The following is a 14,337-nucleotide window of genomic DNA, read 5'->3' on the forward strand; positions in this document are numbered from 1 at the left end:
CGGAGGCTATCCGGCTAGTAGCGCGCACCATCGGCGGCGGTGCGCCTTTCCAGGCCGGCCGCCAGCCGCAGCACCATGTCGGAGAACAACGCGTCGGTGTCGATGTCGTCCATCACGCCCGTCATCTCCAGCAAAACGAAGCCGTGCAGGGCGGACCAGAACTCCAGCGCCGCATGGAAGGCCGCCTCGCCGTCCAGGCCGTAGGACGAGAGCACGGCGATCACCGGCGCGGCCGCCCCGCGGGTCGCGGCGGTGTACTCGGGATCGTCACCGCCCAGCGGCATCCGGGTGAAGGCCGAGTAGCGGCCCGGGTGGTGGTGGGCGTAGCTGCGGTAGGCCCCCGCCATCACCAACACCGCGTCGTCGCGGGCGCGGCCCTCGCCGACCCGGTTGAGCATCATGATGATGTCGTCGATCACGCGGATGCGCACCGCGCGGCGCAGGTCCTCCAGGCTGTCCACGTGGTTGTACAGCGACGGGCCCTTGGTGCCCAGCTGCATCGCCAGCGCGTTGATGGTCAGGGCGTCCCATCCCTCGCGATCCAGGAACGTCAGCGCGCCGTCGATGATCCCGTCCCGGCTGAGCTTGGCCGGACGGGACGCGGGCCGTCCCGCGCGTTGGCGTCCGGCCGCCGACGGCGGATCCGGTGGAGCTGCCATGGCGGTCGCCCTTCGATTGCGTGAACGGGTTGCGGTTAACTAATGACTCTAGTTGACGCCCGCCCGGACATTCATCGCCCGGAGGCGATACGGGGGCGCGGCGAAGGAAAATAAACTCTGCCACCGGGCAGGCAAATGCACGTAATGTCATGCTTGCTCGTCTCGAGCAGCCGACCCGTCGAAAAAGGGGGCCCGCAGTGAAGTGGACGACTGTCGCCGGGTCACTGGTCATCTGTGTTATCGCCGTCGTCGCCGGCGCCGCCGCCCCAGCGGGCATCGCGCAGGCCAAGAACGGCGACACCCACATCGTCGGGCAGGACATCGAGCAGACGATCGACTGCAACGACGCCACGCTGATGGTCAACGGCTCCGGCATCACCGTCACCGCGCTCGGCAACTGCTACGCCGTGACGGTGATGGGTTCGTCGAACACCGTCATCGCCGACTCGGTTTCGCACGACATCACCGTGTACGGCTACAACCAGACGGTGTTCTACAAGAACGGCCAGCCCGCCCTGTGGGACCGCGGCCGCGAACTGGGCATGACCAACCGGCTGCAGCAGGTGCCGGGCTGAGCCACGCCGCACACCATCATCGGAATCGAGGGGAATCGAGGACACATGGCCTACATCCGTGACCGTTCGCAGCGCCTGGCCGTGCTCGCCGTGACGCCGGCCGCCGCGGCCCTGGTGCTGGCCGGCTGCAGTTCGACGGCCAACCCGCCGGCCGGCACTTCGACGACCACCACGAAGACCACGACGACGACCAGTGCGGGCGCCGCGCCTACCACGGGATCCAGCGGGGCCAGCACCACCGCGTCCATCGAGATCGGCAACACGATCAATTACGGATCGATGGGCACCACCGCCACGCTGGACTGCGCCAGCGGCAAGTCGCTGAACGTCGGCGGCTCGGACAACACCCTGACCATCACGGGCACCTGTGAGACGGCCACCGTCACCGGGACCAACAACAAGATCACCTTCGACAAGGTCAACACCCGCATCACGGTGCTGGGCATGAACAACACCATCACCTACAAAGACGGTGACCCCAAGGTCGACAAGATCGGCCAGAGCAACACGATCAACAAGGGCAGCTGAGGCGTCAGCCGGCCGGCGCACCGTGCCGGCCGGCGCCCGCCGCGAAGCGCCCGGCCCCTTCGTTCGCCTCCGCGGCCACCCGGGAGATGCTGGCGAATTCGAAGTCGAGCGCGTCGGATTCCGTTGTCCCCCACTGATGTAACGCCGAGTGCCGGTCGGAGCGCAGGCACTGCTGCGGCAGCGCCGCCAGTTGGGCCGCCAATCCCTCGGCGGCCTGGCGCGATTGACCTTTGGGGACAACACGATTCGCCAACCCGATGGCCTGGGCCTCGGCGGCGGCCACCGCGCGGCCGGTGAGGATCATGTCCATCGCGCGGCTGTGGCCGATCAGCCGGGGCAGCCGCACGGTGCCGCCGTCGATCAGCGGGACCCCCCAGCGCCGGCAGAACACGCCGAACACCGCGTCCTCCTCGGCGACCCGCAGGTCGCACCAGATCGCCAGCTCCAGGCCCCCGGCGACGGCGTAACCGCTCACCGCGGCGATGACCGGCTTGGACAGCACCATCCGCGTCGGGCCCATCGGGCCGGGGCCGCTGCGGTGCACAGCGTTGGCGTCCGGCGTGCCGAAGGCCTTCAGATCGGCTCCGGCGCAGAAGGTTCCGCCCTCGCCCCACAGCACGGCCACCGATGCGGAGTCGTCGCGGTCGAACTCCTCGAAGGCCGCGTACAGCGCGGCGGCCGTCGGGCCGTTGACCGCGTTGCGCGCGTTCGGCCGGTTGATGATCACCGTGGTCACCGGGCCGTTGCGCTCGACCCGCACCGGATCAGTCATGTCGCCTCCGCAAATAGTGGTTCGCGCCGCTGGAGCAGCTCAGCGGCGAAGTCGTGGTAGGCCGCCCGGAGCCGGGCGCCCGGCCAGCCGGCCGGCAGTAGCTCGTCGGGCAACACCGGATCGGTGAGCAGGTGGCGCACCATCGCGGCCGCCACCACGAAGCGGCCGGGAATGTCTGGCGCGGCGGCCATCTCGTCGAGCAGCTCGTGACCGATCCGCGCCCAGGCGGGCAGGTCCCACAGCCGACCGGCCAGCTCGGCGGGGTCGTCGTCGCGCGCCCGCAGCACCCGCGCCTGGGCCGCGACCTCGGGACCGGGTCCCGCGTCGATGTTGTCGGGGCGCATCCAAACGCCTTCGCGAAGCTCACCGAAACGCTTGTCGTGCAAGGTCGTTCGCAGGGCCGCCCGGGTCCGCGCGTCCTTGCCCACGCTGGTCACGATGAGCGTGATCCACTCCCCGCTCCACGGGTGTACCCGCGGGTCGATGGCATCGTCCTGGCGCCGCTGACGGGCCAACAGGCGATCCGAGAGCCGGTAGCCGTCCGCCGAGCGGATCAGGTCACCGGCGCCGACCATGCGGGTCAGCGCAACCCGCAGCGTCGACTCCTTGATGCCGAAATCGGCAGTGAGTCGGACCAATTCGTTCGCACGCGCGTGGGCGGGGTGCGCGCCGAGCAGCACGCTGAGCACCACCGACCGCGCTGTCAGGTCCGGCACGGCTAAACCCCGGACGCGCGGCGGCCGTGGTCGCCGAACGGTTCATCGCGGTGTCGCACCGCCTCGCGGAAGCCGTGCTCGACCGCGTCGGCGACGAAGGCGTGGCCCTCGGGCGTGTGCCGCGCGACGCCGTCGAACACCGTGCTGACCATCCTGCTGGTCGCCACGCCCTGTTGCAGCAGCGCGGAATTCAGCGCGAGCTTGACCATGATCAGCTGGTTGACCGGCACCGCGGCGATCCGCTCGACCAGCCGCTCGGTGCGCTCGTCGAGGTCGCCCGGATCCGGCGCCTCGACCGCCCATCCCCACTCGGCGGCCTGCGCGCCGGTGATGCAATCACCGGTGAACAACAACCTTTTCGCGCGCGCGTCGCCGAGCCGGTGCGCCCACAGGCCGGCCGCGGGAACGCCCCACACCCGGGTGGGCGGGTAGCCGATCTTGGCGTCGGCGGCGGCGATCACCTGATCGGCGTGCAGCGCGATGTCGGTGCCGCCGGCCACGCAGTAGCCGTGGATCTTGACCACCGTCGGCTTGTCGGCGTGCATCAGGCTGGAGAAGCCGCGCACGAAGCGGCTCATCATCTGGTAGTCGATCATCGGGTCCCACGGCTGATCCGGCACATGGTTGACCGCCTGGGTCTTTCCGTCCAGCACCGTCCCCTGATACGCGCCGGTGCCGCCCGCCGAGCCGGTGCGATCGGCGTAGGCGCTCAGGTCGAAACCCGCGCAGAAGCCCTCCCCGCGACCGGACACCAGGATGACGTGCACATTCGGGTCGAGGTCGGCGCGCTCCACCAAAGCCGAGAGCTCCAGCGGGGTGTCCGCGACGATCGCGTTGCCCTTGTCCGGCCGGTTGAAGGTGATGCGGGCAACCCGGTCGGTGACCTCGTAGGTCATCGTCTTGAGGTTGTCGAAGTCCACCGGCCTGATCGCGTGGGTCATCGGCGCCGCTCCTCCTCATCGCTTCGCTCTGCATCGTCGTCGGCGCAAGTCATGTTGTGGCTCAGCCCTTTACCAGCGCCCGCTCCAGGATCGGTGCGAGGTCGAGCCCGTCGGGCATGGTGCCGAACGCGCCACCCCACCGGCGGTCGAGCCGGGTCGTCAGGAAGGCCTCGGCGACCGCGGGGTGGCCGTGGCGCACCAGCAGCGAGCCCTGCAGCGCCAGGCAGATGTCTTCGGCGACCTTGCGGCCGCGGTAGGCGATGGTCTCCAGGTCGGCCAGCTGATCGCGCAGCCGCGAGACGTGACCGGCCAGTCGCGGGTCCTGGCCCGCGCCGTCGGCGAGTTCGTCGAACAGCACCTCGACGCATTCGGGGCGAGTGGCCATGGCGCGCAACGTGTCCAGCGCGCTGACGTTGCCCGAGCCCTCCCAGATGCCCATCAGCGGCGCCTCCCGGTACAGCCGCGGCATGCCCGAGTCCTCGACATAGCCGTTGCCGCCCAGGCATTCCAAGGCCTCGGCGGCGTGCGGGGTGGAGCGCTTGCACACCCAGTACTTGCTGGCCGCCAGGCCGATCCGGCGCAGCAGCGCCTCGCGCTGGTCGCCGCGCACGGCCTGGTCGGTGGCCCCGGCCATCCGCATCGCGACCATGGTGGCCGCCTCCGCCTCGACGGCCAGGTCGGCCAGCACGTTGCGCATCAGTGGCTGGTCGATCAGGTAGGCGCCGAAGGCCTTTCGGTGCTGAGCGTGGTAGATCGCGCGGGTCAGACCCGTGCGCATGCTGGTGGCGCTGCCCAGGGTGCAGTCCAGCCGGGTGAGGTTGACCATCTCGATGATGGTGGGCACACCGCGCCCTTCCTCCCCCACCAGCCACGCGATCGCACCGTCGTACTCGACCTCGCTGGACGCGTTGGCGTGGTTGCCGAGCTTGTCCTTGAGCCGCTGCAAGAACATCCGGTTGCGGGTGCCGTCGGGCAGGACCCGCGGCAGCAGGAAGCACGACAGGCCGCCCGGTGCCTGCGCGAGCACCAGGAAGATGTCGCACATCGGCGCGGAGGTGAACCACTTGTGCCCGGTCAGGCTGTAGGAGCCGTCGGCGTTGGGGGTCGCCTCGGTGGTGCCGGCGCGCACGTCGGAGCCGCCCTGCTTCTCCGTCATCGACATGCCCGCGGTGATGCCCCGCTTGGTGGTCGCCAGCCTGAGCTCGGGGTCGTATTCGCGGCTGGTCAGCAGCGGCTCGTACACCTTGGCCAGGTCGGGGTTGCAGCGCAGCGCGGGCACGACGGCGTACGTCATCGAGATCGGGCAGATGTGGCCCGGCTCGACCGTCCACACCGACGTTTTGGCGGCGCGGACGACGTGCGCGCCCGGGCGCTCGTCGGCCCACGGTGCGGCGTGCATGCCGTGGGCGACCGCCGCGCGCATCAGTTCGTGGTAGGCGGGGTCGTATTCGACCTCGTCGACGCGGTGACCGTTGCGGTCGTGGGTGTGCAGGATGGGCCGGTTACGGTCGGCGAGCTCGCCCCACCGCTGCGCCTGGTGGGTGGCCGACAGCGCGCCGACCTCGTTCACCTCGTCCAGGCCCCACTGGCCGCCCTCGCGGATCAGGGCCTCGATGAGCACCGGGGAACTGGCGGGGTTGTGGTTCTCCAGGGGCGGGACCTGGTTGGTGACGACATGCGTATCCGACATGCCCCCAATGTTACATTTTCCCGACAGTTGCACAAGAGGTGTAACAGCGGGTGGTCAGCCCGTGACGTTGTCCCGCAGGAAGGCGATGTCGTCCTTGCGGCCCTCGTCCGCGGTCTCGCAGATCACTGGGGCGCCGGCGGCCTCGACCACCGCGACGAGCAGCTGCGGGTCGATCTGGCCGGTGCCGAAGTTGGCGTGCCGGTCCGCGCCGGACCCGGCCGCGTCTCTCGAGTCGTTGCAGTGCACCAGGTCGATGCGCCCGGTCAGGGCCTTGATCCTGTCGACCGCGTCGATCAGGGCCTCGCCGGCGGCCCAGGCGTGACAGGTGTCCAGGCAGAAGCCAATTCCCTTGTCGCCGATGTGATCCCACAGCCGGCCGATGGTGTCGAAATAGCGGGCCATCGCGTGGTCGCCGCCGGCTGTGTTCTCCAGATACACCTGCACGTCCGACTCCAGGTAGTCCAGCGCTTTGACCCACCGCTCGAAGCCGGCTTCCATGTCGTCGTCGTCGGCGTGGCCGCCGTGCACGATGACCGCCGTCGCGTTGATCTGCGCGGCCGCGTCGCAGGTGTCCTGCAGGATCTTGCGCGACGGGATCCGGATGCGGTTGTTCGCCGACGCCACGTTGATGAGGTACGGCGCATGGACGTACAGCGGCACGGTCGACGCCTTGAGCGCCTCGGCGTCCTCGCGGGGTTTGGGTTTCTTCCAGCTCTGCGGGTTGCCGAGGAAGAACTGCACCACGTCGGCGCCGTCGGCCTGCGCGGCGGCCAGCGGGTCGTCATTGCGGACGTGTGAACCGATGAGCACGCGGCCAGTCTAGTGAGGGGCTACGACGGCCGCGACGGCGCAAGGGGCAACGACAAAGCCCCGGGGGGCGAACCCCGGGGCTTTGTCGTTGTGGACTAGCGGTAGTCGCTGTAGCCGTAGTCGTCCAGCGGCACCGCGGCACCGGTGGCCTGGCCGAAGTCCGGGCTGTAGTACTGATCCTCGTAGGACGGGATCGTGTACGCGGCGGCCCGGGCCTCCTCGGTCGGCTGCACCTGGATGTTGCGGTACCGGTTGATACCGGTACCGGCCGGGATCAGCTTTCCGATGATCACGTTCTCCTTCAGACCGTTGAGCTTGTCGCTGCGGCAGTTGATCGCCGCATCGGTCAGCACTCGCGTGGTCTCCTGGAACGACGCCGCAGAAAGCCACGAGTCGGTGGCCAGCGACGCCTTCGTGATACCCATCAGCACCGGACGGCCGGCGGCGGGCTCGCCACCCTCGGCCACCACGCGGCGGTTCTCCGCCTCGAACTCCGCACGGTCGATCAGCGAGCCGGGCAGGAACTCCGTCGAGCCCGAGTCGATGATGGTGACGCGGCGCAGCATCTGGCGAACGATCACCTCGATGTGCTTGTCGTGGATCGACACACCCTGGGCCCGGTAGACCTCCTGGACCTCGCGGACCAAGTGGATCTGCACCTCGCGGGGGCCCTGCACGCGCAGCACCTCGTGCGGGTCGGCCGAACCCTCCATCAGCTGCTGGCCCACCTCGACGTGGTCGCCGTCGGACAGCACCCGCTCGGAACCGTCCTCGTGCTTGAACACCCGCAGCCGCTGCCGCTTGGACAGCTTGTCGTACACGACCTCTTCGCTGCCGTCGTCGGGAACGATGGTGATCTTGTAGAACCGCTCACCGTCCTCGAGACGGACCCGGCCGGTGACGTCGGCGATCGGCGCCTTGCCGCGCGGGATGCGGGCCTCGAACAGCTCCTGGACCCGGGGCAGACCGCCGGTGATGTCCTCACCGACACCACCCTGGTGGAAGGTGCGCATGGTCAGCTGGGTACCGGGCTCACCGATGGACTGCGCCGCGACGATACCGACGGCCTCGCCGATGTCGACCAGCTTCCCGGTGGCCATGGACCGCCCGTAGCAGGTCGCGCACACGCCGGTGCCGGTGGTGCACGTCAGCACCGAGCGCACCTTGATCTGCGTGATGCCCGCGGCCAGCAGGGCTTCGATCGACGGGTCACCCAGGTCCTCGCCACGCGCCACGACGACGTTGCCGGCCTCGTCGACCGCGTCGGCGCCCAGAGTCCGTGCGTACGCCGAGGTTTCGATGTACGGGTCGCGGATCAGCGTGCCGTCGGGCTGACGCTCGGCCAGCTCGACGAGGATGCCGCGCTCGGTCTCGCAGTCGTGCTCGCGGACGATGACGTCCTGGCTCACGTCCACCAGACGACGGGTCAGGTACCCGGAGTCGGCGGTACGCAACGCGGTGTCCGCCAAGCCCTTTCGAGCGCCGTGGGTGTTGATGAAGTACTCCAGCACGGTCAGGCCCTCACGGAACGAGGACTTGACCGGACGCGGGATGAACTCACCCTTCGGGTTGGTCACCAGACCCTTCATGCCGGCCAGCGTTCGCGTCTGGGTGAAGTTACCCGTGGCGCCCGAGTCGACGATCGTGATGATCGGGTTGTCGGCCGGGTAGTGCTCACGCAGCGCCTGGCCGACCTCGTCGGTGGCTTCCTTCCAGATCTCCACCAGCGCCTCGTTGCGCTCGTCGTGGTTCAAAGCACCACGCTGGAACTGCTTTTCGACCTTCTCGGCCCGCTCCTCGTAGTGGTCGAGGATCTCCTTCTTGCGCGGCGGGACGAGCACGTCGGCCATCGAGACCGTGACACCGCTGCGGGTCGCCCAGTAGAAACCGGCGTCCTTGAGCTTGTCCACGGTCTGCGCGACCACGATCATCGGGTAGCGCTCGGCCAGGTCATTGATGATCGACGCCTGCACCTTCTTGTGCATCTGCTTGTTCACGAACGGGTAGCCCACCGGCAGCAGTTCGTTGAACAGCACACGGCCCAAGGTGGTCTCGGCCATCCAGGCGTCGCCCGGCTGCCAGCCGTTGGCGCCGAACAGCTCGGCCTCGATCTCGGCCGGCGGACGCAACTGGGTCAGCCGCACCTTGATCTTGGCCCGCACCGACAGCACGCCACGGTCGGACGCCATGATCGCCTCGGCCGGTGAGGAGTACACCCCGACTTCGGGCTCGTCCTTGGCGGCCGGCTTGAATTCGCCCTTGTCGCCGTCGACTTCGGTGGTCAGGTAGTACAGACCGGTCACCATGTCCAGACGCGGCATGGCCAGCGGACGGCCCGACGCGGGCGACAGGATGTTGTTGGACGACAGCATCAGGATGCGGGCCTCGGCCTGCGCCTCGGCGGACAGCGGCAGGTGCACCGCCATCTGGTCACCGTCGAAGTCCGCGTTGAACGCCTCACACACCAGCGGGTGCAGCTGGATTGCCTTGCCTTCCACCAGCATCGGCTCGAAGGCCTGGATACCCAGGCGGTGCAGGGTGGGTGCGCGGTTCAGCAGCACCGGGTGCTCGGCGATGACCTCTTCGAGGACATCCCACACCTGGGGACGCTGACGCTCCACCATGCGCTTGGCGCTCTTGATGTTCTGCGCGTGGTTGAGGTCGACCAGTCGCTTCATCACGAACGGCTTGAACAGCTCCAGCGCCATCAGCTTGGGCAGACCGCACTGGTGCAGCTTGAGCTGCGGACCGACCACGATGACCGAACGGCCCGAGTAGTCGACGCGCTTACCGAGCAGGTTCTGGCGGAACCGGCCCTGCTTACCCTTGAGCAGGTCCGACAGCGACTTCAGCGGGCGGTTACCCGGCCCGGTGACCGGGCGGCCGCGACGGCCGTTGTCGAACAGCGCGTCCACCGACTCCTGCAGCATCCGCTTCTCGTTGTTGACGATGATCTCGGGCGCGCCGAGGTCGATCAGCCTCTTGAGGCGGTTGTTGCGGTTGATCACGCGGCGGTACAGGTCGTTGAGGTCCGACGTGGCGAACCGGCCACCGTCGAGCTGCACCATCGGGCGCAGTTCCGGCGGGATCACCGGGACGGCGTCGAGCACCATGCCCATCGGGGAGTTACCCGACTGCTGGAACGCGGCGACCACCTTGAGCCGCTTGAGGGCGCGAAGCTTCTTCTGCCCCTTGCCGTTTCGGATCACGTCGCGCAGGATCTCGGCCTCGGCGTCGATGTCGAAGTTCTCGATCAGCTTCTGGATCGACTCCGCGCCCATCGCGCCGGTGAAGTACTCACCGAAGCGGTCGATCAGCTCGCGGTAAAGGTTCTCGTCGACGATCAGCTGCTTGGGGGCCAGCTTGGTGAAGGTCGTCCAGATCTCCTCGAGCCGGTCCAGCTCGCGCTGGGCCCGGTCGCGCAGCTGACGCATCTCGCGCTCGCCGCCGTCGCGAACCTTGCGGCGCGCGTCGGCCTTGGCACCCTCGGCCTCCAGCTCGGCCAGGTCGGCCTCGAGCTTCTGTGCCCGGGCCTCCAGGTCGGCGTCGCGCTGGTCCTCAATCGCCTTGCGCTCCACCATCATTTCGGCCTCGAGCGTCGAGAGCTCGTTGTGGCGCATCTCATCGTCGACCGAGGTGATGACGTAGGCGGCGAAGTAGATGATCTTCTCGAGATCCTTGGGCGCCAGGTCGAGCAGATACCCCAGCCGTGACGGCACGCCCTTGAAGTACCAGATGTGCGTGACGGGAGCGGCCAGCTCGATGTGACCCATCCGCTCGCGACGCACCTTGGCGCGGGTCACCTCGACGCCACAGCGCTCACAGATGATGCCCTTGAACCGGACGCGCTTGTACTTGCCGCAGTAGCACTCCCAGTCGCGAGTCGGTCCGAAGATCTTCTCGCAGAACAGGCCGTCCTTCTCCGGCTTCAGCGTGCGGTAGTTGATCGTCTCCGGCTTCTTGACCTCGCCGTAAGACCATTGCCTGATGTCCTCCGCGGTGGCCAGGCCGATACGGAGTTCATCGAAGAAGTTGACGTCGAGCACGTAACTCCCTTTCCCCTTGCGGGTTTAGTTACCAATACGAGGCTGGCTTGGCTGCAACGGGATTGCCGCTAAGCCAGATCCTCAACAGACGCAGATTCGTTGCGGGACAGGTTGATTCCCAGGTTCGCCGCTGCCCGCTCGAGGTCCTCGTCCTCGCCTTCGCGCAACTCGATCGCCGCACCGTCGGAGGAGAGCACCTCGACGTTGAGGCAGAGCGACTGCAGCTCCTTGAGCAACACCTTGAAGGACTCGGGAATACCCGGCTCCGGGATGTTCTCGCCCTTGACGATCGCCTCGTACACCTTGACCCGGCCGACGGTGTCGTCGGACTTGATGGTCAACAGCTCCTGCAGCGTGTACGCCGCGCCGTAGGCCTGCATGGCCCAGCACTCCATCTCACCGAAGCGCTGGCCACCGAACTGCGCCTTACCACCCAGCGGCTGCTGCGTGATCATCGAGTACGGACCGGTGGAACGGGCGTGGATCTTGTCGTCCACCAGGTGGTGCAGCTTCATGATGTACATGTAGCCGACGGTCACCGGGTACGGGAACGGCTCGCCGCTGCGGCCGTCGAACAGCACCGCCTTGCCGTCGCCGTTGACCATGACCTCACCGTCACGGTTGGGCAGCGTGCAGGACAGCATGCCCTGCAGCTCCTCCTCCTTGGCGCCGTCGAACACCGGCGTCGACACGATCTGGTCCGGCTGCGCGTGCCGCAGGTCCTCGGGCAGGTTGGCCGCCCAGTCGGGTGAGCCGTCGATGTTCCAGCCGGACTTGGCCACCCACCCGAGGTGGGTCTCCAGGATCTGGCCGATGTTCATCCGTCGCGGCACACCGTGGGTGTTCAGGATGATGTCCACCGGCGTGCCGTCCGGCAGGAACGGCATGTCCTCCTGCGGCAGGATCTTGCCGATGACGCCCTTGTTCCCGTGGCGTCCGGCGAGCTTGTCGCCGTCGGAGATCTTGCGCTTCTGGGCCACGTAGACGCGCACCAGCTCGTTGACACCGGCCGGCAGCTCGTCGTCGTCCTCGCGGGAGAACACCCGGATGCCGATGACCTTGCCGGACTCGCCGTGCGGCACCTTCAGTGAGGTGTCGCGGACCTCGCGGGCCTTCTCGCCGAAGATCGCGCGCAGCAGGCGCTCCTCCGGGGTCAGCTCGGTCTCACCCTTCGGGGTGACCTTGCCGACCAGGATGTCGCCGTCACGGACCTCGGCACCGATGCGCACGATGCCGCGCTCGTCCAGGTCGGCCAGCACCTCGTCGGAGACGTTCGGGATGTCCCGGGTGATCTCCTCGGCGCCCAGCTTGGTGTCGCGGGCGTCGATCTCGTGCTCCTCGATGTGGATCGAGGTGAGCACGTCCTCCTCAACCAGGCGGTTGGACAGGATGATCGCGTCCTCGTAGTTGTGGCCTTCCCACGGCATGATCGCCACGAGCAGGTTCTTGCCCAGCGCCATCTCGCCGTTCTCGGTGCAGGGACCGTCGGCGATGACCTGGCCGGCCTCCACCCGCTCACCGGTGTCAACGATCGGCGACTGGTTGGCGCAGGTGCCGTGGTTGGACCGCTCGAACTTGCGCATCCGGTAGGTGTGCCGGGTGCCGTCGTCGGCCATCACGGTGATGTAGTCGGCGGAGACCTCCTCGATCACCCCGGCCTTGTCGGCCACCACCACGTCGCCGGCGTCGATCGCGGCGCGCAGCTCCATGCCCGTGCCCACCAGCGGTGCCTCGCTGCGCACCAGCGGAACCGCCTGGCGCTGCATGTTGGCACCCATCAGGGCGCGGTTGGCGTCGTCGTGCTCGAGGAACGGGATCATGGCCGTGGCCACCGACACCATCTGGCGCGGCGACACGTCCATGTAATCCACCTCGGACGACGGCACGTACTCGACCTCGCCCGCCTTGCGGCGGACCAGGACGCGTGACTCCTCGAACCGGCCGTTCGCGTCGATCGGCGAGTTGGCCTGCGCCACGACGTGGCGGTCCTCCTCGTCGGCGGTCAGGTAGTGGATCTCGTCGGAGACCACACCGTCGACGACCTTGCGGTAGGGCGTCTCGATGAAGCCGAACGGGTTGACCCGGGCGTACACCGACAGCGAGCCGATCAGACCGATGTTCGGACCCTCCGGGGTCTCGATCGGGCACATGCGGCCGTAGTGCGACGGGTGGACGTCACGAACCTCCAGGCCGGCGCGCTCACGGGACAGACCACCCGGGCCCAGCGCCGAAAGGCGACGCTTGTGGGTCAGCCCGGACAGCGGGTTGTTCTGGTCCATGAACTGCGACAGCTGGCTGGTGCCGAAGAACTCCTTGATCGCGGCGACGACCGGCCGGATGTTGATCAGGGTCTGCGGCGTGATGGCCTCGACGTCCTGCGTGGTCATGCGCTCGCGCACGACGCGCTCCATCCGCGACATGCCGACCCGGATCTGGTTCTGGATCAGCTCGCCCACAGTGCGCAACCGGCGGTTGCCGAAGTGGTCGATGTCGTCGGTCTCCACCGGCACCTCGGTGCCGCCGGGGACCGTCATCGTGGCCTGGCCCTCGTGCAGGCGCACCAGGTACTCGATGGTGGCGACGACGTCTTCCTCGGTCAGCGTCGAGCTCGTGATCGGCGCGCCGACGTTCAGGCCGAGCTTCTTGTTGACCTTGTAGCGGCCCACGCGGGCCAGGTCGTAGCGCTTCTCCTTGAAGAACAGGTTCTCCAGCAGGGTCTGCGCGGACTCCTTGGTCGGCGGCTCGCCCGGACGCAGCTTGCGGTAGATGTCCAGCAGCGCCTCGTCGGTGCCGGCGGTGTTGTCCTTCTCCAGCGTCGACATCATGATCTCGGAGAAGCCGAAGCGTTCGGTGATCTGCTCGTTGGTCCAGCCCAGCGCCTTGAGCAGCACGGTGACGGGCTGGCGGCGCTTGCGGTCGATGCGCACGCCGACGGTGTCGCGCTTGTCGACGTCGAACTCCAGCCACGCGCCGCGGCTGGGGATCACCTTGACGCTGTGCAGCAGCTTCTCGGTGGACTTGTCGATGGTCTCGTCGAAGTACACGCCGGGCGAGCGGACCAGCTGGCTGACCACGACGCGCTCGGTCCCGTTGATGATGAAGGTGCCCTTCTCGGTCATCATCGGGAAGTCACCCATGAACACCGTCTGGCTCTTGATCTCACCGGTGTTGTTGTTGATGAACTCGGCCGTGACGAACAGCGGGGCCGCGTACGTCATGTCCTTGTCTTTGCACTCGTCGACCGGCGCCTTGACCTCGTCGAAACGCGGGTCGGAGAACGACAGCGACATCGAGCCGGAGAAGTCCTCGATCGGCGAGAGCTCGTAGAGCACCTCTTCCAGGCCACCCACCGGAGTGACGTCCCCGCGGGCGGCGGCGGCCTCGCGCCACCGCGGCGCGCCGATCAACCACTCGAAGGAGTCGATCTGCACGTCAAGCAGACCCGGAACCTCGAGCGGTTCGCGGAGCTTGGCGAAGGAAACTCGGTTGGGCGCTCCCGGCACGGAGCCGTTTGAGGAACTTCCGTTAGAGGAACTTTGTGGGCGATCCGTCTTGCTCTGGCGGAAATCTGCCAAGATGCATCCTTCCAGCACCTCGTGC

10 protein-coding genes are annotated in these 14,337 nt (G+C 67.8%); 2 read left to right on the top strand and 8 right to left on the bottom strand.

Annotated elements, in window-relative coordinates:
- Positions 1–14 precede the first annotated feature (14 nt).
- Complete coding sequence (locus tag AC5Y5B_RS01435) at positions 15–659, bottom strand: TetR/AcrR family transcriptional regulator (protein ID WP_112634686.1); 645 nt, start codon at positions 657–659, stop codon at positions 15–17.
- Between the two features lie 197 nt (positions 660–856).
- Here AC5Y5B_RS01435 and AC5Y5B_RS01440 point away from each other — a divergent pair, with 197 nt between their 5' ends.
- Both AC5Y5B_RS01440 and AC5Y5B_RS01445 read left to right on the top strand, forming a co-directional pair.
- Entirely contained in the window at positions 857–1,234 is a 378-nt protein-coding gene (locus AC5Y5B_RS01440; RefSeq protein ID WP_500002920.1) for a DUF3060 domain-containing protein, read from the top strand.
- Between the two features lie 45 nt (positions 1,235–1,279).
- Positions 1,280–1,762 carry a DUF3060 domain-containing protein gene (locus tag AC5Y5B_RS01445; protein ID WP_112634688.1) on the top strand — a complete coding sequence of 161 codons (483 nt, stop codon included), beginning with the start codon at positions 1,280–1,282 and terminating at the stop codon, positions 1,760–1,762.
- A gap of 4 nt (positions 1,763–1,766) precedes the next feature.
- On the opposite strand, the gene AC5Y5B_RS01450 is transcribed toward AC5Y5B_RS01445, so the two are convergent.
- The 7 genes from AC5Y5B_RS01450 to rpoB form a co-directional block, all read right to left on the bottom strand.
- The gene (locus tag AC5Y5B_RS01450) at positions 1,767–2,534 is read right to left on the bottom strand and encodes a crotonase/enoyl-CoA hydratase family protein (protein WP_112634689.1); all 768 of its coding nucleotides are present in this window, start codon (positions 2,532–2,534) and stop codon (positions 1,767–1,769) included.
- The gene (locus tag AC5Y5B_RS01455) at positions 2,531–3,250 is read right to left on the bottom strand and encodes a PaaX family transcriptional regulator C-terminal domain-containing protein (RefSeq protein ID WP_500002925.1); all 720 of its coding nucleotides are present in this window, start codon (positions 3,248–3,250) and stop codon (positions 2,531–2,533) included. Before AC5Y5B_RS01455 ends, AC5Y5B_RS01450 begins: the two co-directional genes overlap by 4 nt.
- A 2-nt stretch (positions 3,251–3,252) precedes the next feature.
- On the bottom strand, positions 3,253–4,191 hold the full coding sequence (locus AC5Y5B_RS01460; protein WP_112634691.1) for a crotonase/enoyl-CoA hydratase family protein: 939 nt from the start codon (positions 4,189–4,191) through the stop codon (positions 3,253–3,255).
- Positions 4,192–4,252: 61 nt separating this feature from the next.
- The gene (locus AC5Y5B_RS01465) at positions 4,253–5,881 is read right to left on the bottom strand and encodes an acyl-CoA dehydrogenase family protein (RefSeq protein ID WP_112634692.1); all 1,629 of its coding nucleotides are present in this window, start codon (positions 5,879–5,881) and stop codon (positions 4,253–4,255) included.
- 54 nt (positions 5,882–5,935) lie between these two features.
- The gene (locus tag AC5Y5B_RS01470; RefSeq protein ID WP_112634693.1) at positions 5,936–6,691 is read right to left on the bottom strand and encodes a deoxyribonuclease IV; all 756 of its coding nucleotides are present in this window, start codon (positions 6,689–6,691) and stop codon (positions 5,936–5,938) included.
- 95 nt (positions 6,692–6,786) lie between these two features.
- Complete coding sequence (locus AC5Y5B_RS01475) at positions 6,787–10,737, bottom strand: DNA-directed RNA polymerase subunit beta' (RefSeq protein WP_112634694.1); 3,951 nt, start codon at positions 10,735–10,737, stop codon at positions 6,787–6,789.
- A 68-nt stretch (positions 10,738–10,805) separates the two neighbouring features.
- A complete protein-coding gene (rpoB, locus tag AC5Y5B_RS01480; protein ID WP_112634695.1) occupies positions 10,806–14,312 on the bottom strand; it encodes a DNA-directed RNA polymerase subunit beta in 3,507 nt (1,168 codons plus the stop codon).
- Positions 14,313–14,337 lie beyond the last annotated feature (25 nt).

It is taken from the genome of Mycobacterium sp. NGS33 (assembly GCF_059812885.1).